The sequence below is a fragment of the Amycolatopsis dendrobii genome (assembly GCF_014145675.1).
In the GTDB taxonomy this organism is placed as follows: Bacteria; Actinomycetota; Actinomycetes; order Mycobacteriales; family Pseudonocardiaceae; genus Amycolatopsis; species Amycolatopsis dendrobii.
Window position 1 is genome coordinate 89,091 of the sequence record NZ_JACGZW010000006.1, and the last position, 19,646, is coordinate 108,736.

Sequence of the window (19,646 nt, forward strand, 5' to 3'; positions counted from 1 at the left end):
CCCTCCGCCGGGAGGCGGCCTTTCGCACCGACGCCTCTCGCCCTGACGCGAACGCACTCTCCTCAACGCACGCCGCAACTGGCTCCAGTTGCCTCGTCACCACACCGGCATGAGACAGCCTTTTCGCACCGGCACCCCTCCCTCGACACGAACGCACTCCCCTCAACGCACGCCGCAGCCGGCTCCAGCCGCCCCTGCGCGAGGCCGCCTTTCGCACAAACGATCCCCACCGATGCGGCCCATCGAGAACCCGCCGCTCAACGCACCCCGCGATCGAACCCAAAGCACCGCCGAACGCGAACCCGGCACCGCGAACGTCTTCGCCCGGCGCGCGATTCCTCCGGCACAGCCATCACCGCGGCAGCGACCCGGCCGAACGCACCGCCCCGCAAGCCCGCCCGACAGAGCTCCCCGCCGCCGGCGACCCGCCCCCGGGAACGCCTCCGCCGCCCGGCCCGCCGCTCCGCCACGCCCGTGCGAGGCAGTCTTTTTCGCGCGGTTTTCGATCGTCCTCAGTAGACCGTCCGGCCCCTTCGGAGGTCGTCCGAGCGGCCGCGCGGCAGCCGGCCGCGAACCCGCAAGAAAAGGCAAAACCGCAGGACAGCGGGTGTCTACATGCGACTTTGCCGGTGCCGCAAGCACTCTGGCGGGTCTTCCGGCCAGTGAAAGAATCCGGTGCTTCGAGCCTCCCGCCCGCCGTCCGGTTACCCGACACGGCAACGAAAAAGGCAGGTCCCGATTGGACTTGCGAAGTCTATGGGTGATAATGACTGCGTTCGGCCTGTATGGCCGTATAAAACAAGTTCTGGTTGGAGGAACTGGAATGGCCAACAAGGCCCAGCTGATCGAAGCTCTGTCGGAGCGCATCGGCGACAAGAAGGCAGCCGCGGAAGCCGTCGACGGTCTCGTCGACATCATCATCCGCACCGTCCACAAGGGCGAAAAGGTCACCATCACCGGCTTCGGTGTCTTCGAAAAGCGCGCTCGTGCCGCCCGCACCGCGCGCAACCCGCGCACCGGCGAAGCCGTGCGGGTCAAGAAGACCAACGTTCCGGCGTTCCGCGCGGGCACCACGTTCAAGGACGTCATCTCCGGCTCCAAGAAGCTGCCGAAGGCGACTGCCGTGAAGCGTGCGACCGCCAGCACCGCGAAGGCGACCGCCACCCGCGCCACGGCGACGACCACCACTCGCGCCAAGGCCGCCGCTGCCAAGCCGGCCGCCACCCGCACCCGCGCCACCGCGGCCAAGGCTCCCGCCAAGGCCACCGCCGCGAAGGCCACCACCACCCGCGCCAAGGCGACCGCCACCAAGGCCACCGCGGCCAAGGCGGCTCCGAAGGCCACCACCACGCGGGCGAAGGCCGCCGCCAAGCCGGCCGCCAAGAAGACCACGGCGACCGCGAAGAAGGCTCCGGCCAAGCGCACCTCGGCCGCGAAGAAGAAGTAACTCCGGTTCCCCGGAACCTGACCGCAAGCCCCGCCCGGCTTCTCCCCGGGCGGGGCTTGCCGCATCTCTGCCCTTTTTTCCGCCCTGCGCGCACTGTCCGGCATTCGGAGCAAACCGCGCAGCCCGCGCCGATTCCGAAGCGGCGGCAGAGCGCCGCCAAGATCCGTTGGCGCGCTTGCCCGTCCGGATCTCGCGGACCGCGAAGCGACAGCCGGTACGACAACCGGGTCCGGACGGCGGGCATTGTCCCCGCCGGACCACATCCGCGCAGCGCGAAGGAAATCGACGAAACGGCTCGCCGTTTTCCCGATCACATCGGCCATCTCGCGGCCGTCTTCAGTCGATCACCTGTTCCCCCAAGCAACTGCGAACGCCCGCGCGAAGCGGTCGCCGGGGTTTCCTTGCTGTGCCCGGTTCGCCACCAAGCGTGGCCGTCGGGTGTCCGCGATCACCCAGGCCACGCAAGGTCCACAACAGACTTTCGGGTTGTTATGCGAACGTGACAACCACACACCGTGGCCGCAGGTAATCCAGTCGGGCGAACAGGCGAATCCGGACTGGTTTCGCCAGCGCACACCGTCTTTTCCCCGCTGCCGCACCGGTGTCTCGCGAGCGCGCGCACCGCGCCGGCGAAAGTGGGTGCCGGGCCACGAAAACCGGCCGTCATCGGTGAACCGGTCGCGCGATCGGCTCCGATCAGTGTTGGTCTATGCAATCATGTCGCCCGGCAAGGACCCCGAATGCGAGAACATGAGACGACTGTGCCGATAGTTCGTGTGGAGAAGCTGTACAAAGTGTTCGGCCGCCGGGCGGAAGAAGCGGTCGGCAAGCTGGAGAACGGCGCCGACCGCGCCGAATTGGAGCTGCCCGGCGTGACCGCGGCGGTGATCGACGCCTCCTTCACCGTGGAGCGCGGCGAAATTTTCGTGGTGATGGGACTGTCCGGTTCGGGCAAGTCGACCCTGCTGCGCACGCTGAACGGATTGCTCCCGGCCACTTCCGGCCGGGTGCTGGTCGACGACATCGACCTGACCGACAAGTCCGCGGGACAGGTGCGCGAGCTGCGCCAGCGGCGGATGAGCATGGTGTTCCAGCACTTCGCGCTGTTCCCGCACCGCACGGTCGCGGAGAACGTCGCCTACGGGCTGAGCGTGCAGAACGCTCCGCGCGAGCGGCAGCGCGAACGCACCGCCGAAGCGCTGGAGATGGTCGGGCTCACCGGATGGGAGGACCGGTTGCCCGGTCAGCTTTCCGGCGGGATGCGCCAGCGCGTCGGCCTCGCCCGCGCGCTGGCCGCGGACACCGAGATCCTGCTGATGGACGAGGCGTTCAGCGCGCTGGACCCGTTGATCCGCAAGGAGATGCAGGACCAGCTCCTGACGCTGCAGCGGCAGCTGGGCAAAACGATCGTGTTCATCACGCACGACCTCAACGAGGCCATGCGCCTCGGCGACCGGATCGCGATGATGCGCGACGGCCGGATCGTGCAGGTCGCGACCGCGCAGGAGATGCTCACCGAACCGGCCGACGAATACGTCGCGAAGTTCGTCCGCGATGTCGACCGTTCCCGGGTGCTCACCGCGTCCGCCGTGATGGCGCCCGCGGACATCTCGTTCACCCCGGCCACGACCGTCGCCGAAGCGCTGGAAACGATGCGCCGGAACGAACTCTCGGGCGTGCTGGTGACCGAGGACGGCAAGTTCGCCGGCGCGGTCGACCGGCGCGCGGTGAGCGAAGCCGCCGACCGCGGCACGGAAACCATCGCCGGGCTCGTCGACCGTTCCGCCGCGCGCACCGCCCCGGAAACCCAGATGGCCGACCTGTTCGGCCACGCCGCTTCCGCGCCCGCGCCGCTCGCGGTGGTCGACGACGGCGGCGTGCTGCTCGGCGCGGTGACCCGCGAGGCGCTGCTGAACGCGCTGAGCTCAGGAGAAAACGACGAACAGGAGGTGAACGCCCGTGTCTGACAGCGTCCTCTTCGGCGATCTGCCGCAGATTCCCGTCGGCACCTGGTTCAAGGCGATCATCGACTGGCTGCAGGGCAACATCGGCCCGTTCTTCGATTTCGTCGAAACCGTCGTCAGCGGCGCGATCAACGGACTTTCCTCGGCCCTGACCTGGGTGCCGTGGCCCGTGCTGCTCGTGATTTTCGCGGCGCTCGGCTGGTGGCTGCGCGGCTGGAAGTTCGGCCTCGGCTCGGCGATCGGGTTCGCGCTCATCGACAGCCTCCGCGAATTCCCGTCCGCGATGCAGACCCTGTCGCAGGTGCTGATTTCCGGCGTGGTCGCGGTGGTGATCGCGGTGCCGGTCGGGATCGCGGCCGCGCGCAACGAAACAGTGAGCCGGATCGTGAAGCCGGTGCTGGACTTCATGCAGACGCTGCCCGCGTTCGTGTACCTGATCCCGGTCATCTTCTTCTTCTCGATCGGCGCGGTGCCGGGCGTGGTGGCGACTGTCGTGTTCTCGCTGCCGCCGGGCGTGCGGCTGACCGAACTCGGCATCCGCCAGGTCGACCCGGAAATGGTCGAGGCGGGCGAGGCGTTCGGCTCGCCGCCGCGGCGGATCCTGCGGGAGATCCAGATCCCGCTCGCGATGCCGTCGATCATGGCCGGGATCAACCAGATCATCATGCTGTCGCTGTCGATGGTCGTGATCTCCGGCATGGTCGGCGCGCCGGGACTCGGCGCCGAGGTGTACGCCGCGGTCACGAGCCTCAAGCTGGACCTGGGTTTCCAAGCCGGTCTCAGCGTCGTCGTGCTGGCGATCTACCTCGACCGGCTCACCTCCTCGCTCGGGGCGCGCTCGGCGGTGGGCCGCGCCCTCCGCCGGGCCGACGCGGCCTGATCCACCTCCACCGCAACGAGAAAGGACGAACGAGTGCGCACATCGAAACGCTTCGGCCGGATCATCGCCATCGGCGCCGCCGTGACGGCCCTGGTCGGCCTCACCGCGGCGTGCGGCGGCCGGGAGTCCCAGTCGGGCAACAGCCAGGAAGCCAAGAGCGTCACCATCGGCTACATCAACTGGGACGAGGACGTCGCCCTCACCAACCTGTACCAGGCGGTGCTGGAGGAGAAGGGCTACCAGGTCAAGACGCAGATGCTCGACGTCGGCCCGATCTACGCGGGTCTCGCGAAGGGCGACGTCGACCTGTTCCTCGACTCGTGGCTGCCCGCGACGCACAAGCAGTACTGGGACCAGTACCACAACCAGCTCGAAGACCTGGGCGTCTGGTACGACAAGGCGACGCTGAACCTCGCCGTGCCGAACTACGTGAGCGACGTCAACAGCATCGCCGACCTCAAGGACAAGGCGAGCATGTTCGGCGGCAAGATCACCGGCATCGAGGCGAGCGCGGGCGAGACGGGCATCGTGCAGAAGGACGCGATCCCGCAGTACGGCCTCGACGGCGCGATGACCCTGCAGAACTCGTCGACCACCGCGATGCTGGCCGCGCTCGACAGCTCGATCAAGGCGAAGAAGCCGATCGTCGTGACGCTGTGGCACCCGCACTGGGCGTACTCGCGCTACCAGCTCAAGGATCTCAAGGACCCGAAGGGCGCGATGGGCAAGGGCGAGCAGATCCACGCGCTGGGCCGCAAGGGCTTCGAGAAGGACTTCCCGGCGCTCGCCGGCGTGGCCAAGAAGCTGAAGATGTCCGACGCGGACCTCGGTTCGCTCGAGGACGCGATCCAGAAGGCCCCGAAGGGCCAGGAGAAGACCGCCGCCAAGCAGTGGGCGGATCAGCACAAGCAGTTCGTGGACCAGGCTTTCGCCGGTCTCTGAACCAGCGCCGGACGACCCCGCCTCCCGTTCGCCGGGACGGCGGGGTCGTTTCTTTTTCAACCTGCGGGGCAGTTGAAGTGGCCCGATTCCCCCTGATTCGTTGCCCAGCACCGTTATCGAGCGGAATCCGCCGCGCGATGCGGCACACTGGGCACATGTCTCGCGCGCCGATTTCTGCCCGCACCGACGTACCCGACGACGTCGACGCGGTCACCGAAGCCGTGCTCACCGCTTCCCGGCTGCTCGTCGCGGTGTCCGCGCGGTCCATCGCCTCCGTCGGCGACCTCGTCACGGTGCCGCAATTCCGGCTGCTGGTGGTGCTGCACTCCCGCGGCCCGCTGAAACAGGCCACGCTCGCCGAACATCTCGGCGTCACGCCGTCCACCGCGAGCCGGATGATCGACCGCCTGGTCGCCGTCGCGCTGGTCGCCCGGCTGGGCAATCCGTCGTCCCGGCGCGAGGTCGTCATCGAACTCACCCGGGAAGGCGACCGAATCGTGCGCGCCGTCACGCAGCGACGGCGTCGCGAAATCGCCGCCATCGTGGCGAAAATGCCCGAATCGGCCCGCCGCGGCCTGGTCGACGCGCTGACCGCGTTCGCCGAAGCCGGCGGCGAACCGCCCGCCGGAAATCCGGCCGACGCCGTCTGGGTCTAAATTTCCGCCGCCACCGCGCGAATTCCGTCGGTCACTTCTTTCGCCGACGGAGCTTCCTCCGGATCGAGCAGCCACTGCACCATCAGCCCGATCACCAACGCGCTCTGCACCGCTCCGCCGACCCCGGCGCGCGCCTCCCGCAGCCCCTGCACGAGATGCCCGCGCACGTCCGGTGACCGCTCGGCCTGCACGAGCGCTTCAAGCTGCGCGACCCACAACGCGCGGTGCTCGCCGAAGCTGTCGATCAGCCGTTGCAGTCCCTGCTCGGAAAGATCGAACGACGAATCCGCGACCTGCCCGCCCAGTTCGTCGACCGCCGCCACCAGCGCCTGCGTCAGCAACGCGTCCCGCGACCCGAAGTGGTAGCCGATCGCCGCGTGACTGACCCCCGCCGCGGCCGCGATGTCGCGCACCGTCGTGTTGCCCCAGCCCCGCTCGATCAAGCAGCGCTTCGCCCCGGCCAGCAGATCCTCGCGATTGCCCATGGCGCACAGCCTAGCCGAATTCTTGCCCAGATGGTTTATCCAGATGGTTTGACCAAATGGTCAAGCACCGGCTACGGTCTCTCCCATGGCCTCCTCGAACGTCCTGATCTCCGGTGCCGGCGTGGCCGGCGCCACCCTCGCCGAACTCCTCACCCGCTCCGGCCACCGCGTGACGATCGTCGAACGCGCCCCCGCCCTCCGGCGCACCGGTTACGCCGTGGATTTCCGCGGTGCCGCCTTCGATGTCCTGTCCGAACTGGGCATCCTCGACGACGTCCGCCAGCACGACACGAAAATGACCGGCACCGCCATCGTCGACCGCGACGGCACCCAGGTGGACCTGCTGCCCGCCGAAGCTTTCGCGGGCGAACTGGAGGTGCCGAAGCACGTCCTGAACGAGCTGCTGTACGACCTGACTGTCGATCATGTCGAGTACCGCTTCGGCACCTCGATCACGGCGCTGACGCAAACTGAGGCCGCCGTGACCGCGGAACTGACCGACGGCTCCACGGAGACCTACGACCTCGTTTTCGGCGCGGACGGCGTGTACTCGAAGGTCCGCCAGCTGGCCTTCGCCCCGCACTCAGCGGTGTTGCAGCACCTTGGCCTCTCCGGCGCGGGCTTCACCATGCCGAACTTCCTGGACTTGGACCACAGCGGCCTCCTCCGCACCGCCGACGGCACCGCGGTCTACCTGTTCAGCTCAGCAGATCCAGACCGTCTCACCGTGAGCCTGTCCTTCGGAACGACCTCGGGAGCCCTCGACCGCCTCCCCCGCTCCGAGCAGGAAGCAGCGACACGCGCCGCCTTCGCCGGTGACGCTTGGCACACGCCTCGCCTGCTCGAGGCGATGTCGGAGGCTTCGGATTTCTACTTCAGCTCGAGCACCCAGGTGCACCTGGACCACTGGTCGACCGGCCGCATCGCCCTGGTGGGAGACGCCGGATACTGCGCCGCGCCCACGGCGGGCATGGGCACCTCGCAAGCCCTGCTCGGCGCCCGTTCACTGGCCCGGCACCTGACGGCCGCGGCATACCCGGAGGCCTTCGCTCGGTACGAGGCCGAACTCCGGCCGTATGTGACCGAAAACCAGGCGAATGGCCGCTCAGCGGCCGCGATGTTCGGCGGCGCACCGGATTGATCTTTGCTTTCCCCGATCCCGGCACAGACAACAAAGCCCGGTTGATCTGTACTGATCAACCGGGCTGACTGTACCCCCGATGGGATTCGAACCCACGCTACCGGCGTGAGAGGCCGGCGTCCTAGGCCGCTAGACGACGGGGGCTTAGGAACTTCCCCGTTTCCGGGGCTTTTCTTGCGAGAGAGAACTTACCAGAAGCGATTTCGCACTTCCGAGAGGGGGTCCTCTCTTGCAGCTGGGGTACCAGGACTCGAACCTAGACTAACTGGACCAGAACCAGTCGTGCTGCCAATTACACCATACCCCAGTGAGGTACTTTCCCGGTTGCCCAGGTCAGTGCCGCACGAGAAGAAATACTAGAACATCCCGCCGCGGACCGTCGCAGCGGGGGTCCCCGCCGCCCGCGGGGCGGGCACGCCGACCGTCGCGTACTCCGAAACCAGCAGCTCAGGAAGCTCGTCGAGCCCGCTCACGGTGTGCACCCCCTCCGGAGCCCGCTCGCCGGTGCGACTGGTCCCGTCGCGATCGAGCCAGACCGCGCCGAGTCCCGCGCCGAACGCGCCGATCGCGTCGGTGTCGAGCTTGTCCCCGACGTGCACCGTGCGCTCCGGCGGGCAGTCCAGCGCCAGGCAGACCGAACCGAACATCACCGGATCGGGTTTCGCGACCCCGACCTCGCCCGCGATCGCGACATGGTCGAAAAACGGCGCCAGCCCCAGTTCCGCGATTTTCTGCCGCTGATGAACCCCTGAGGCGTTCGTCACGGCGGCCAGTTGAAGCCCCGCGGCCCGCAGCCATTCAAGACAAGGAAGAACGTCGTCGAATAACCGCCAGGACCGCGCCAAAATCTCCCTCCGGCGCGCCTCGAACGCGCTCACTTGCGCGGAGTCGCCGAAGATCCCCAACTCGGCGAGGAAACATTCAGTACGCCGGTGATGCATGACGTCGTAACCGAGTTTCCCCGCGACAACGAGCGCGACGTGCTCCTCGGTGATCAAATCCCACAGCGGCCAAAGATCGTCGCGCCCCGTGAGCGCGTGCAGCGTGCGCCGGATCGCGGCGGTGCAGTCGATCAACGTGTCATCGATGTCGAGGCAAACCAGGCTCAACTCAGGAGGCGCCCACGGTTCGCGACCGGCAGCGGCCGGCGGGGCAGTACGAGCGCGCGACAGAGCGGCCGGGGCGAAATCCACCCCGTGAGGCTAGGGCACTCGCCGCGTTCGCAACGCGGCCAAAAAGGTGATTACCCCAGAGCTGTTGCCGCTGACCGGCTCTACCCCCGGTGCGCAAAGTGTCCGCCCGGTGACGTTCACCACCACCCCAGAGGGCCGAGCGAGTGAAAGACGCTTACTCCACGCTCCCCTCGAAAACTTACCAATTCCGAACGCTCTCCCCCGCGGTCGCCACCACAGCCCCTCGCGTCCGCGCCGAGAAACCCTGTAGCCATAACCCTTTCGCCGCCCCGGAGTCGGCACCCCTCAGCCTTGACCGTCCTCAAAGCAACAACAACCACGCATAAGTTCCGCGACCGAACCAACCACCCGAAATTCTTTCCGGAAATATCCCCGCCCCGCTCATTCCGACCAGATGGCGGCGTCCCCATCCCGCCGGAGATCCACATACGTGAACCACAGGCCATTACGCAAACTCCCCACATTCTGGCCCCCTGCGGAGTACATCAACTGCACTGTCGGCACCAGCCAGTGGCGCTTCCCGCCCCGTCCTCTTGCCTCCCCTCTTCCCCCGCCTCCCGCGTCTTCCCCTCGCTTCCCGCCAGTTCCCGTCGCGCCCCTCGCTTCCCGCCTCCTCCCCTCGCCTCCCTCACTTCCCGAGGGCACCACAACAGCCGATCCTCACCACGATCCCCGGTGGGCAAACATGCCCACGGTCCCGCCTTCGCTGCCCGTCTCCTATGAAGCAATCCCCACCCGCTTGAAGCCCCTCAATCCCGCCCGCAGCCATCCGCCGCCTGCTCCTTCCTCCGTTGCTTCCCGATTCCCTGCTTCCTTCGCTTCTCCCCGCTCCCTTCGCCTCTCCCCGCTCCCTTCGCCTCTCCCCGCCCCCTTCGCCTCTCCCTGCCTGCCTCGCCTTGGCTCCGCCCTCCTGACCCCGCCTCGCCTTCGCTCCACCCTCCTTGCCTCGCCTTGCTTCACCTGCCCGCCCCCCCCGGTCCACCTAGCCTTGCCCCCTTCCTGTCCGCCCCCTTCCTGTCCGCCCCCTTCCCGCACCTCACCCCTCTCGCATCGCCCTCCCCTCGACTGCCACTCCCCAACTCCCCGCCAGCACCCGGCCCACCCCATCGGCCGACTTGACGCACCCTCCGCCCAAGGTGCATCCTCAACTTATTCAACAGATGATGAATAAGAGGGGAGCTGGGGACGATGACTGAGCACACGGGCTGCGTCATAGTCGGCGGCGGACCGGCGGGCATGGTGGCGGGATTGCTCCTGGCCCGAGCAGGCGTAGCGGTAACCGTGCTGGAAAAGCACGCGGACTTCCTCCGCGATTTCCGCGGCGACACCGTCCACCCGTCGACGCTCAGGCTCCTGGACGAACTGGGCCTGGGCGAGAAATTCGAAGCGCTGCCGCACACCAAGGTGACCGCGGTCGGACTCCCCACTCCCGACGGCGGCGCCCTGACCATCGCCGACATGTCGCTGCTGAACGTCCCCCGCCCCTACGTAGCGATGGTCCCCCAATGGGATTTCCTGGACCTGCTCGCCGAGACAGCGCAAAAAGAGCCGACCTTCACCCTGCGGCTCGAAACCGAAATGACCGGCCTGCTCCGCTCGGGCCGCCGAGTCACCGGCGTCCGCTACCGCACCGCCGACGGCACCGAAGGCGAACTGAAAGCCAACCTGGTCATCGCCGCCGACGGACGCTGGTCACTGGCCCGCCGCTCAGCCAGCCTCACCCCGCGCGAGTACTACACCCCGTTCGACGCCTGGTGGTTCCGTCTCTCCCGGAAGGCCGAAGAACAGGAAGCCGCGCTGGTGCCGAGGATGCGCAACCACCGCTTCGCGGTGCCGTTGCCGCGCAAGGGCTACTACCAGATCGCCTACCTCACGCCGAAGGGCAAAGACCTGAAGGCCGCCGGCATCGAAAGCTTCCGCCGCGACGTCACCGAGGTCTGCCCGGAATTCGCCGACCGCGTGCACGAACTCAAGTCCATGGACGACGTCAAGTTCCTCAACGTCCGCCTCAACCGCCTGCGCCGCTGGCACGTCGACGGCCTGCTCTGCATAGGAGACGCCGCCCATGCGATGTCGCCAGTCGGCGGTGTCGGAATCAACCTGGCAGTCCAAGACGCCGTCGCCACCGCGAGGCTGCTGGCCGACCCGCTCCTCCGAGGCAAGCCAACCGAAAAGGACCTCACCGCCGTCCGCCGCCGTCGCCTCCTGCCGACCGTTGCCGTTCAAGGACTGCAGCGCCTGCTCCACCGCCGCGTGATGGGTCCCGTCATGACCGGCCACGCCGACGGTCCCCCGCCCCAGTTGATCGCCCTGCTCAAGCGCTTTCCGAAACTCTCTCGAGTTCCGGCGTACCTCATCGGCGTAGGCATCCGCCGCGAATCCGCCCCAGCCTTCGCCCGCCGTCCAGCAGAACCAGCCAGCCGCTAACCCGCGACCGGGTTCGCCACCAACTGGCAACGCCGAGCACCTCTCGCCTGCGCCGACGCACCCGCCCACCGGCAGCACCCGCCGGTGGGCCAGGGCCAGACGACGGCAACGCACTTTCGCCGCCCAGCGGCAACAGCGCCGCAGACTCGCCACCCGACCATCAGCCGCGCTCTCGCCACCTACCGGCAACAACGCCGACCACTAGGCAGCTCAAGCACCGACCGTCTTTCGCCGCTCCGAGGCAACAGCGCCGACTGCTCACCAAGCGAAGCGCCAACCACCATGTCGCCACTCATCGGCAACAGCCCCCGCCGCTCCCCTTTCCGAGCAGCGATCGCCTCTCGCCGCCGTGCGGCAACAACGCCTACCACTCACCAAGTGAGGCACCAGCCGCCATTCGCCGCTCAATGGCAACAGCACCCGCCGCCCACCGCTCAAGCAACGATCGCCTGTCGCCGCTCAACGGCAACGGCTGCCACCACCCCTGGCACGAGCCACCCGCTCGCCACCGAGCGGCAACAGCCCAAGCCACCGCAGCCTCACCCCGACGGCCAAAACCGACCCCGACCAGGGATTCGCCACTAAACGGCAACGCCCGAACCCACTCCACCGAGCCGCTGTCGCTGCTGGGCGGCAACGTCCGAGCCCGCCCCTCCAAACCACTGTCGCCACAAAACGACGACAGCCAGTTCAGAGGTCCTGAACCGGGTTCGTCAGAGTCCCGATGCCGTCGATCGTGATGGACACCGACTGCCCGTTGACGATCGGACCGACCCCCTCCGGCGTGCCGGTCAGGATCACGTCGCCGGGAAGAAGCGTCATCACCCGCGACACGAACTCGACCAGTTCGGGCACCTTGTGCACGAGGTCCGAAGTCCGGCCGTCCTGCTTCAGCTCGCCGTCGACCTCGCTGCGGAGCGCCAGGTCGGACGGGTCGATCGACGTGTCGATCCACGGACCGAGCGGGCAGAACGTGTCGAACCCCTTCGCCCGGCCCCACTGGCCGTCCGACTTCTGCAGGTCGCGCGCGCTCACGTCGTTCGCAACCGTGTAGCCGAGGATCGCACTGGCCGCGCGGGCCGCGGGCACGTTCTTGACCGGCTGTCCGATGACGACCGCGAGTTCGCCCTCGAAGTCGACGCGTCCGACGTCCGACGGACGGCGGATCGGAGCGTTCGGCCCCACCACCGTCGTGGACGGCTTGATGAACAGCATCGGCTCGGACGGCAACTCGTTGCCGAACTCCGCCGCGTGCTTCGCGTAGTTCCTGCCGACCGCGATCACCTTCGACGGCAGGATCGGCGCGAGCAGCCGGACGTCGGCCAGCGGCCAGCGCTTGCCGGTGAAGTTCGGCTGGCCGAACGGATGTTCCGCGATCTCCAGGACCTGAGCATCGTCGCCGTCCCCCTCGATCGAAGCGAACGCGACACCACTGGGATGAGCAATACGAGCTAGACGCACGGCACCAGTCTACGTACCCCCACCGACTGTCGCGCACCCCGAGCGCGCGACAGGTCCCCTCGCTCCATTCCGCACGACCGGACCCCTCGCACCAGCTGACCCACCGTGACGAAACTGGCGCGAAAAGACCCTCCGCACCCGCCAGAAACGACCACCCGAACAACCAGCCTCAGCACCAACGCGAACGGCCACCAGCGACTTCGACTGTGAGCCGCAATACGCACCACACGAAGGCCGGACACGAAAGCATCAACGCGCCCAGCAAACCGGTATCACCCGCCCACAGCAGCCACCCCCAGCTCAGGCGCCGACTGCACCGACGCGACCGCCAGGCTCTTGTGGACCAACGCGTCGCACAACGCCAGCCAGCTCGCCTCGACGATGTTGCCGTGCACGCCCACCGTCGTCCATTCGTGTTCGCCGTCACTCGTTTCGAGAAGCACCCGCGTGACGGCGTCCGTACCTGGATTCGACGGCAGAATCCGTACCTTGTAGTCAGCCAGCTCAATGCTGTCCAACCAGGACAGATACGGCGTCAACGCCTGGCGCAACGCGGCGTCGAGGGCGTGCACCGGGCCGTTCCCCTCCGCGGTCGCGATGACTCGCTCGCCCGCGACATGCACCTTCACTGTCGCCTCGGAAACGACTTCGCCGTCCGGGCGGTGGTCCAGCACCACCCGGTACGACTCGAGATCGAACGGCGGCGGATCCGACTTTTCGCCGGAAACCTCCTCGACCTCGCGACGCAGCAACAGCCCCAGCGACGCGTCGGCCGCTTCGAACGACCAGCCTTCCGATTCGAGTTCCTTCACCTTCCGCACCGCGTTCGTCAATGCGTCGGGCCGGCCGGCAAGGTCGACCCCGAGTTCACGTCCCTTGAGCTCGAGACTGGCCCTGCCGGCCATCTCAGTGACCAGTACTCGCATGCCGTTGCCGACGGAAGACGGATCGATGTGGTTGTACAACAACGGATCCACCTTGATCGCGCTCGCGTGCAGCCCCGCCTTGTGGGCGAAAGCGGACGACCCGACGTAAGCCTGGTGGGTGTCGGGTGCGAGGTTGGCGATTTCGGCCAAAGCATGGGAGACGCGAGTGAGCTCGGCGGCCCCTCCGGTCGGGAGGACCTCCATTCCGAGCTTGGTCACGAGGTTTCCCGCCACGGCGAACAGGTCGGCGTTGCCCGCCCGTTCCCCGTAGCCGTTCGCGGTGCACTGCACGTGCGTCGCGCCGGCCTGCACCGCAGCGACAGAATTCGCTACGGCACAGGAAGTGTCATCCTGGCAATGGATTCCGAGCCGGAATCCGGTCTTTTCCTTGATCCCGCCTACGGTTTCGGCAAGTCCTAGCGGCAACTGCCCACCGTTGGTATCGCACAGCACGAGAACGTCCGCACCAGCGTGCGCCGCCGCGTCGAGCACTCGCAGCGAGGTTTCGGGAGAGAAGGCATATCCGTCGAAAAAGTGTTCTGCGTCAAGGAAAACGCGACGCCCTTCACCGACGAGGAACGCGACCGTGTCCCGCACCATCGCGCACGCCTCGTCGACGTCGACCCGCAGGGCCCGCTCGATGTGCCGAAGGTCCGATTTGGCCACCAGGGTGATGACCGGAGCCGCCGAGTCCAAAAGCGCGCGGACCTGCGGATCCTTGTCCGCCGCGGTTCCCGCCTTGCGCGTGGAACCGAACGCTACGAGCGCGGCGTGCTTGAGCGGCAATTCCCCCTGTGCCGCGCGGGAAAAGAACTCCGTGTCCTTCGGCAACGCACCCGGCCAGCCGCCCTCGATGAACCCGACACCCAACTCGTCCAACAGCCGCGCGACGGCCAGCTTGTCCGTGACGGAGTAGGTGATCCCTTCGCGCTGAGCACCGTCGCGCAAAGTCGTGTCGTAGAGGTGGAAGGCATCGCCGAGCGGCGTGCCGGCGGGTTCCGTGCGGGTCACGGTGTTCTCCTTGTGGCGGGGCAGAACCTGGTCCAGGCAACAAAAAAACCTCCCGCATGGGTGCGAGAGGTTGCGCGCCGGTAGCTCTTGTGGAGCTTCTATCCGGCGCGCAAGGCAATAATGACGGAGATGGCGGTCATGTCGGCCATCATGCCACAGCTTCGCCCGGCTTCCAAGCTCCGGGCGAAGCATCCCACCTTCTGAGAGCCGTCAGCCGGGCAGATTCGCCAGGTAGCGGCCGAATTCCTCGACCGCGGCCGCATTTCGCGGCCCCTCCACCAAAGCCGCATACGGCAGCGCGAAGAAGCGTCCTTTCTTCACCGCCGGGATGTCCCGCAGGCCAGGACGTGAACGAAGGAAGTTCTCCTTGTCGGCCACACTGCCGACTTCGCCGCTGTAGTCGTTGATGAGGATGACGTCCGGCGCGCGCTGGATCACGGCTTCCCAGCTGACGCTGGTCCAGCTGTCGTTGAGGTCCGCGAAGATGTTGGCACCACCCGATTTGGTGATGATTTCGTCCGGACCCGCGTTGCGTCCGGAGGTGAATGGCTGGTCACGGCCGTCGTCGTAGAGGAACACCTGGGGTTTCGGCCGTCCGGTCTGCACCGCGTTCGTGACAGCCGCGACCCGTGCGCGGTACTCTTCGATCAAACGTTCTGCACGATCACTGATCCCAAAGATTTTCCCCAGATTGCGCACATCTGTGTACAGCGCGTCGAGCGGTCGCATAATGCCCCGTTGCTTGCCATTGCCGTTGCGGCACGCCTCGGTGAGCAAGTAGCTGGAGATGCCCAGCTTCGCGAGGGAGTCCGGGGTGAACCCGGTTGCTTCGGAGAAGCCGTAGTTCCAGCCCGCGAACACGAGGTCCGCTCCTGCCCCCTGCACCACCTCACGGTTGATCTTCTCCGCGAGCTTGGGCACCTTGGCGAAATCGGCTTTCCACGGCGACGAGGCCACGCCGCCGGACTGTCCTTTGTCGACCACGTAACCGGCCATCCGGTCGCCCAGGCCGAGCGCGAACATCAGCTCGGTGATGCCGATGTCATTCGTCACGACCCGCGAAGGAGGTTTGGACACGGTCAACGACGAACCGCAGTTGGTCACCGTCACGGGAAACCCGGCCGGGGCGGCTCCACCGTCCCCTTCGGACACCTGAGCGCCACATCCAGTGGCGACGAGGGCGACCGTCACGATCAACGCGACTGCCTTACGCATGACTGTCCTCCGGAGACTCGAGCAGGTCGAACAACAACTGCGGACGGCCCGTGGCGGGGTGCGGCACCACATGCCCGCGCACCCCGAACACATCGGCGAGCAGAGCAGGCGTGAGCACCTCGGCCGGGGTTCCGCTCGCGACGAGGCGGCCGTGGTCGAGCACATGCACCATGTCGCACACGGCGGCAGCCAGGTTCAAGTCGTGCAGCGCGGCCAGCACCGTCGGTCCGCTGGTGCGAGCGAGCGCGAGGACTTCGAGCTGGTGCCGGATGTCGAGGTGGTTGGTCGGCTCGTCGAGCACCAGGATCCGGGGCTGCTGCGCGAGTGCGCGCGCGATCAGCACACGCTGCCGTTCGCCGCCGGACAAAGTGAGCACGCCTCGCTCGGCCAGGTGCGCCAGGCCCACTTGAGCCAGCGCGCCGGCGCACACCCGGCGGTCGGCCGCGCTCATGCGGTCGAGCAGGCCGTGATGCGGCATCCGGCCCATCGCCACCACTTCGGCGACGGTGAAGTCGAACTCCGCGTGCGATTCCTGCGCGACCGCGGCGATCGCGCGCGCCCGCTTTCGCGGTGCCATGCCGTCCACCGGCTGGCCGTCGGCCAGAACAGCCCCGGCGGACGGCTTGAGCACTTGGTACACAGCGCGCAAAGTCGTCGACTTTCCGCTGCCGTTCGGGCCGAGCAGTCCGACGAACTGGCCTTGCCGAGCTTCGAGGGTCACGTCGTCGACCAGCTTGCGACCGGCCGCGGTCACGCTGACGCCATTGAGCGAGAGGTCCATTCACGCACCCCCGAATACGTAGGCGCGACGACGCATCAAGAGCAGGAAGGCCGGCACCCCGACCGCCGCGGTCAGCACCCCGATCGGCAGCTCCTCGGGTGCGGCGAGCACCCGCGCCGCGACGTCCACCCACACCAGGAAAACCGCGCCGGCAAGCGGTGCCACGGCCAGCACCCGGCGATGATCGGCACCGACGACCAGCCGCACCAGATGGGGAAGGATCAGCCCGACGAATCCGATCGCCCCGCTCACCGCGACCAGGACCCCGGTCATGGCAGCGCAAACGACGAAGAGAAGGACCCGCAGTTTCCCGACGTCGACGCCGAGAGTCGTCGCCGCCTCGTCGCCCATGGCGAGCGCGTTGAGCCGCCCGGACAGCGCCAGCAACAACAAGACCCCGCCGACCACCACGATCGCGGCGATCGGCAGCGTGCCCCAGTTCGCCCCGGCGAGACTGCCGAGAAGCCAAAACAGCGCCGACCGCGCGGCCTCGCCGTTCGGCGCTTGGAAAACGATGACCGTGGTGATCGCGAAGAACCCATACGACAACGTCGTTCCGGTGAGCACCAGACGCAGTGGTGTAAGTCCTTGCCGCGTACGGGCGACGAGATAAACGATCAAAGTCGCGGCGAGCGCGGCCGCGAACGCTCCGACCGACAACGCGTAGATCCCGAGCGATGCGAAGACGCCGAACAACGTCACCGCTGTCGCGCCAACGGACGCGCCCGAAGAAATGCCCAGCACGTACGGCTCGGCGAGCGCGTTGCGAACCATCGCTTGAATCGCGACGCCGACAGTCGACAACCCAGCACCGACGACCACTGCCAGCAGGACGCGGGGAAGCCGAAGGTCCCAGATGATCCGGTACTCCCCGACCTCGTCCGCGCTGATCGTCCCGCCGAACAGCCCTGCGCGGAGAAAGGCCCACGTGTGAGTGACCGGAACCGCCACCGTCCCGATCCCGACCGCGACGACGATCGACCCGAGCAACGCCACTGCAAGCCCCAGCAGCACCGGCGTCAGAGACCGTCGCCGCTGAACGGCAACGGCCCCGACCTGGGGTTCGCCACTCAACGGCGACGCAACCTGCTGGCTTCGAGGTGCGCCGACCCGCGACGACGCAACCCACTCGCCCGGGGATTCGCCGATTCGCGGCGAAACAGCCCGCAGACTCTGCGATTCGCCAATCGACGACGATACAGCCCGCTGGCTCTCGGGCTCGCCGATCCGCAGCGACACAACTCGCTCGTTCGCGGATTCGCCGCTCAACGGCGACGCGGGCCACTGGCCCTGCGATTCGCCAATCGGCGACGACACAACCTGCTGGCTCTGGGATTCGCCAATCCGCGGCGAAACCTGCCCCTCACCCGCCGGATCATCCAACGGCGAGACAACACGAGCACCGGAGCCAGTCAAATCACGGCTAACCGAGTCGTCGGCCTGCAACTCGTCGGCCGGCGGCTCGCCGCGATGCCCCGAGTTGCCGCGAAGCGGCGAATCCGCCGCCGCAGCAGAACCACCGTGGAGGCTCGAGCCTCGGGTCCCGCCATCGCTGTCGGATGGCGAAACACCAGAACCACTATCGCCAGAAACCGGCGAACCCCCGCCCCCGCCCACGGGTCCGGGAAATACAGAACGTCCTTCAGAAGGAGGCGAAGACGAAGACACCGGCGACGACCCAATCGAGACATTGGGCCCGCAAAAGACGGCAGCCGCCGACGGCGGGAGTGTCGTCTCCCGCAGACCACGACGGGAGGGGACGAGGTTCGAGGAACCTCCGCCGGTATCGGGCTCGCCTTCGGCTCCCGAGAGAGGGAGCCGAAGGCCTACCGTTGCGGGTCAGCGCCGGATTTCGACCGGCTTCCGCGGCGGGGGTCCGAAAAACTCAGGACGGGGTCAGCCGGCCTGACGCGCGTTGGACGAGACGAGCGCCGCGAGGCGGTCGCCGATCGCCTGGGTCGCGCCGGGGGACGACTGGTCGCGCGTGGCGAGGTCGAACGCCACCGAGGCCTCGATCCGCCGCGCCGCTTCCTTCTGGCCGAGGTGGTCCAGCAGGAGCGACACCGACAGCACCGCGGCGGTCGGGTCCGCGAGGCCCTGGCCGGCGATGTCCGGCGCACTGCCGTGCACCGGCTCGAACATGCTCGGGTTGCGGCGCGTGATGTCGAGGTTCCCGCTGGCCGCGAGGCCGATGCCGCCGGTCACCGCGGCCGCGAGGTCGGTGATGATGTCGCCGAAGAGGTTGTCGGTGACGATCACGTCGAACCGCGACGGGTCGGTGACCAGGTGGATCGTGGCGGCGTCCACGTGCGAGTACGCGACGGTGACGTCCGGGTGCTCCAGCGAAACCTCTTCGACGATCCGCGACCACAGCGAACCGGCGTGCTCCAGCACGTTGGTCTTGTGCACGAGAGTGAGGTGCTTGCGCGGCCGCTCTTCGGCACGGTTGAACGCGTCCGCGACCACGCGCCGCACGCCGAAGGCCGTGTTGACGCTGACCTCGGTGGCGATCTCGTGCTCGGTGTCCTTGCGCAGCAGGCCGCCGTTGCCCGCGTACGGGCCTTCGGTTCCTTCGCGCACCACGACCATGTCGACGTCCCCGGCGTCGGCCAGCGGGCCGCGCACTCCGGGGTACAGCCGCGCCGGGCGCAGGTTCACGTGGTGGTCCAGTTCGAACCGCAGCCGCAGCAGCAGGCCGCGCTCGAGGATGCCGCTGGGCACCGTCGGGTCGCCGACCGCGCCGAGCAGGATCGCGTCGTGCTGGCGCAGTTCGCCGAGCACCGACTCCGGGAGCAGCTCCCCGGTGGCGTGCCACCGCGAGGCGCCGAGGTCGTAGTTCGTGATCTCCGCCGCCGGTGCTACCTCACCGAGCACCTTGAGCGCCTCGGAGACCACCTCGGGCCCGATCCCGTCCCCTGGGATCACCGCGAGCCGCATCCACACACCTCCGTAGCCCAGGCCACCGGGCGCACCGATGGCCCATTCGCACAAAAACGCCAGCAGCGGAAGGTTACCGGCCGTAGACAAGGTGCCGTAGCCGCACCACCCTTATGCCGCATCCTCCCACAGGGTGAGACACCCGTTCGGGCGAACGGAAACGGGGGCTTGCCCAGGCCG

General features: G+C 67.7%; 15 protein-coding genes, 2 tRNA genes and 1 riboswitch. Of the genes, 7 read left to right on the top strand and 10 right to left on the bottom strand.

What is annotated here, in order from left to right; all coding sequences use genetic code 11:
• Window positions 1-823 precede the first annotated feature (823 nt).
• The 5 genes from H4281_RS18560 (at window position 824) to H4281_RS18580 (ending at window position 5,889) form a co-directional block, all read left to right on the top strand.
• Window positions 824-1,447 (top strand): HU family DNA-binding protein, encoded by a 624-nt coding sequence (locus H4281_RS18560; RefSeq protein WP_116206583.1) that lies wholly within the window; start codon window positions 824-826, stop codon window positions 1,445-1,447.
• A 740-nt stretch (window positions 1,448-2,187) separates the two neighbouring features.
• Entirely contained in the window at window positions 2,188-3,414 is a 1,227-nt protein-coding gene (locus H4281_RS18565) for a quaternary amine ABC transporter ATP-binding protein (RefSeq protein WP_182892203.1), read from the top strand.
• Window positions 3,407-4,291, top strand: coding sequence for an ABC transporter permease (locus tag H4281_RS18570; protein ID WP_037811739.1), 885 nt, complete (start codon window positions 3,407-3,409; stop codon window positions 4,289-4,291). Before H4281_RS18565 ends, H4281_RS18570 begins: the two co-directional genes overlap by 8 nt.
• Window positions 4,292-4,324: 33 nt before the next feature.
• Window positions 4,325-5,233 (top strand): glycine betaine ABC transporter substrate-binding protein, encoded by a 909-nt coding sequence (locus tag H4281_RS18575; RefSeq protein WP_182892204.1) that lies wholly within the window; start codon window positions 4,325-4,327, stop codon window positions 5,231-5,233.
• Between the two features lie 155 nt (window positions 5,234-5,388).
• On the top strand, window positions 5,389-5,889 hold the full coding sequence (locus H4281_RS18580) for a MarR family winged helix-turn-helix transcriptional regulator (protein ID WP_220507452.1): 501 nt from the start codon (window positions 5,389-5,391) through the stop codon (window positions 5,887-5,889).
• On the opposite strand, the gene H4281_RS18585 is transcribed toward H4281_RS18580, so the two are convergent.
• Window positions 5,886-6,374, bottom strand: coding sequence for a TetR family transcriptional regulator (locus tag H4281_RS18585; protein ID WP_182892206.1), 489 nt, complete (start codon window positions 6,372-6,374; stop codon window positions 5,886-5,888). The two genes, H4281_RS18580 and H4281_RS18585, sit on opposite strands and share 4 nt — an antisense overlap.
• Window positions 6,375-6,459: 85 nt before the next feature.
• Here H4281_RS18585 and H4281_RS18590 point away from each other — a divergent pair, with 85 nt between their 5' ends.
• Entirely contained in the window at window positions 6,460-7,515 is a 1,056-nt protein-coding gene (locus H4281_RS18590; protein WP_182892207.1) for an FAD-dependent monooxygenase, read from the top strand.
• Between the two features lie 71 nt (window positions 7,516-7,586).
• Here the strand turns inward: H4281_RS18590 and H4281_RS18595 are convergent.
• The 3 genes from H4281_RS18595 to H4281_RS18605 all read right to left on the bottom strand — a co-directional run bounded on the left by H4281_RS18595 (window position 7,587) and on the right by H4281_RS18605 (window position 8,708).
• A tRNA-Glu gene (locus H4281_RS18595) sits at window positions 7,587-7,659 on the bottom strand.
• A 91-nt stretch (window positions 7,660-7,750) separates the two neighbouring features.
• Window positions 7,751-7,822 (bottom strand) — tRNA-Gln (locus H4281_RS18600).
• Between the two features lie 49 nt (window positions 7,823-7,871).
• Complete coding sequence (locus H4281_RS18605) at window positions 7,872-8,708, bottom strand: HAD family hydrolase (protein WP_182892208.1); 837 nt, start codon at window positions 8,706-8,708, stop codon at window positions 7,872-7,874.
• A 1,188-nt stretch (window positions 8,709-9,896) separates the two neighbouring features.
• On the opposite strand from H4281_RS18605, the gene H4281_RS18610 reads away from it, so the two are divergent.
• Window positions 9,897-11,135, top strand: coding sequence for an FAD-dependent oxidoreductase (locus H4281_RS18610; RefSeq protein WP_182892209.1), 1,239 nt, complete (start codon window positions 9,897-9,899; stop codon window positions 11,133-11,135).
• A gap of 690 nt (window positions 11,136-11,825) precedes the next feature.
• On the opposite strand, the gene H4281_RS18615 is transcribed toward H4281_RS18610, so the two are convergent.
• The 6 genes from H4281_RS18615 to H4281_RS18640 form a co-directional block, all read right to left on the bottom strand.
• The gene (locus H4281_RS18615; protein ID WP_182892210.1) at window positions 11,826-12,596 is read right to left on the bottom strand and encodes a fumarylacetoacetate hydrolase family protein; all 771 of its coding nucleotides are present in this window, start codon (window positions 12,594-12,596) and stop codon (window positions 11,826-11,828) included.
• A gap of 272 nt (window positions 12,597-12,868) precedes the next feature.
• Window positions 12,869-14,533 carry a citramalate synthase gene (cimA, locus tag H4281_RS18620; RefSeq protein ID WP_182892211.1) on the bottom strand — a complete coding sequence of 555 codons (1,665 nt, stop codon included), beginning with the start codon at window positions 14,531-14,533 and terminating at the stop codon, window positions 12,869-12,871.
• Window positions 14,534-14,743: 210 nt separating this feature from the next.
• Window positions 14,744-15,556: an ABC transporter substrate-binding protein gene (locus H4281_RS18625; RefSeq protein ID WP_246412055.1), complete on the bottom strand. Its 813-nt coding sequence runs from the start codon at window positions 15,554-15,556 to the stop codon at window positions 14,744-14,746.
• Between the two features lie 184 nt (window positions 15,557-15,740).
• The gene (locus tag H4281_RS18630) at window positions 15,741-16,529 is read right to left on the bottom strand and encodes an ABC transporter ATP-binding protein (protein ID WP_182892213.1); all 789 of its coding nucleotides are present in this window, start codon (window positions 16,527-16,529) and stop codon (window positions 15,741-15,743) included.
• A complete protein-coding gene (locus tag H4281_RS18635) occupies window positions 16,530-17,543 on the bottom strand; it encodes a FecCD family ABC transporter permease (RefSeq protein ID WP_370648156.1) in 1,014 nt (337 codons plus the stop codon).
• Between the two features lie 747 nt (window positions 17,544-18,290).
• Window positions 18,291-18,418, bottom strand: a riboswitch (cobalamin riboswitch).
• 7 nt (window positions 18,419-18,425) lie between these two features.
• On the bottom strand, window positions 18,426-19,466 hold the full coding sequence (locus tag H4281_RS18640; protein WP_182892214.1) for a 3-isopropylmalate dehydrogenase: 1,041 nt from the start codon (window positions 19,464-19,466) through the stop codon (window positions 18,426-18,428).
• Between the last annotated feature and the right edge of the window lie 180 nt (window positions 19,467-19,646).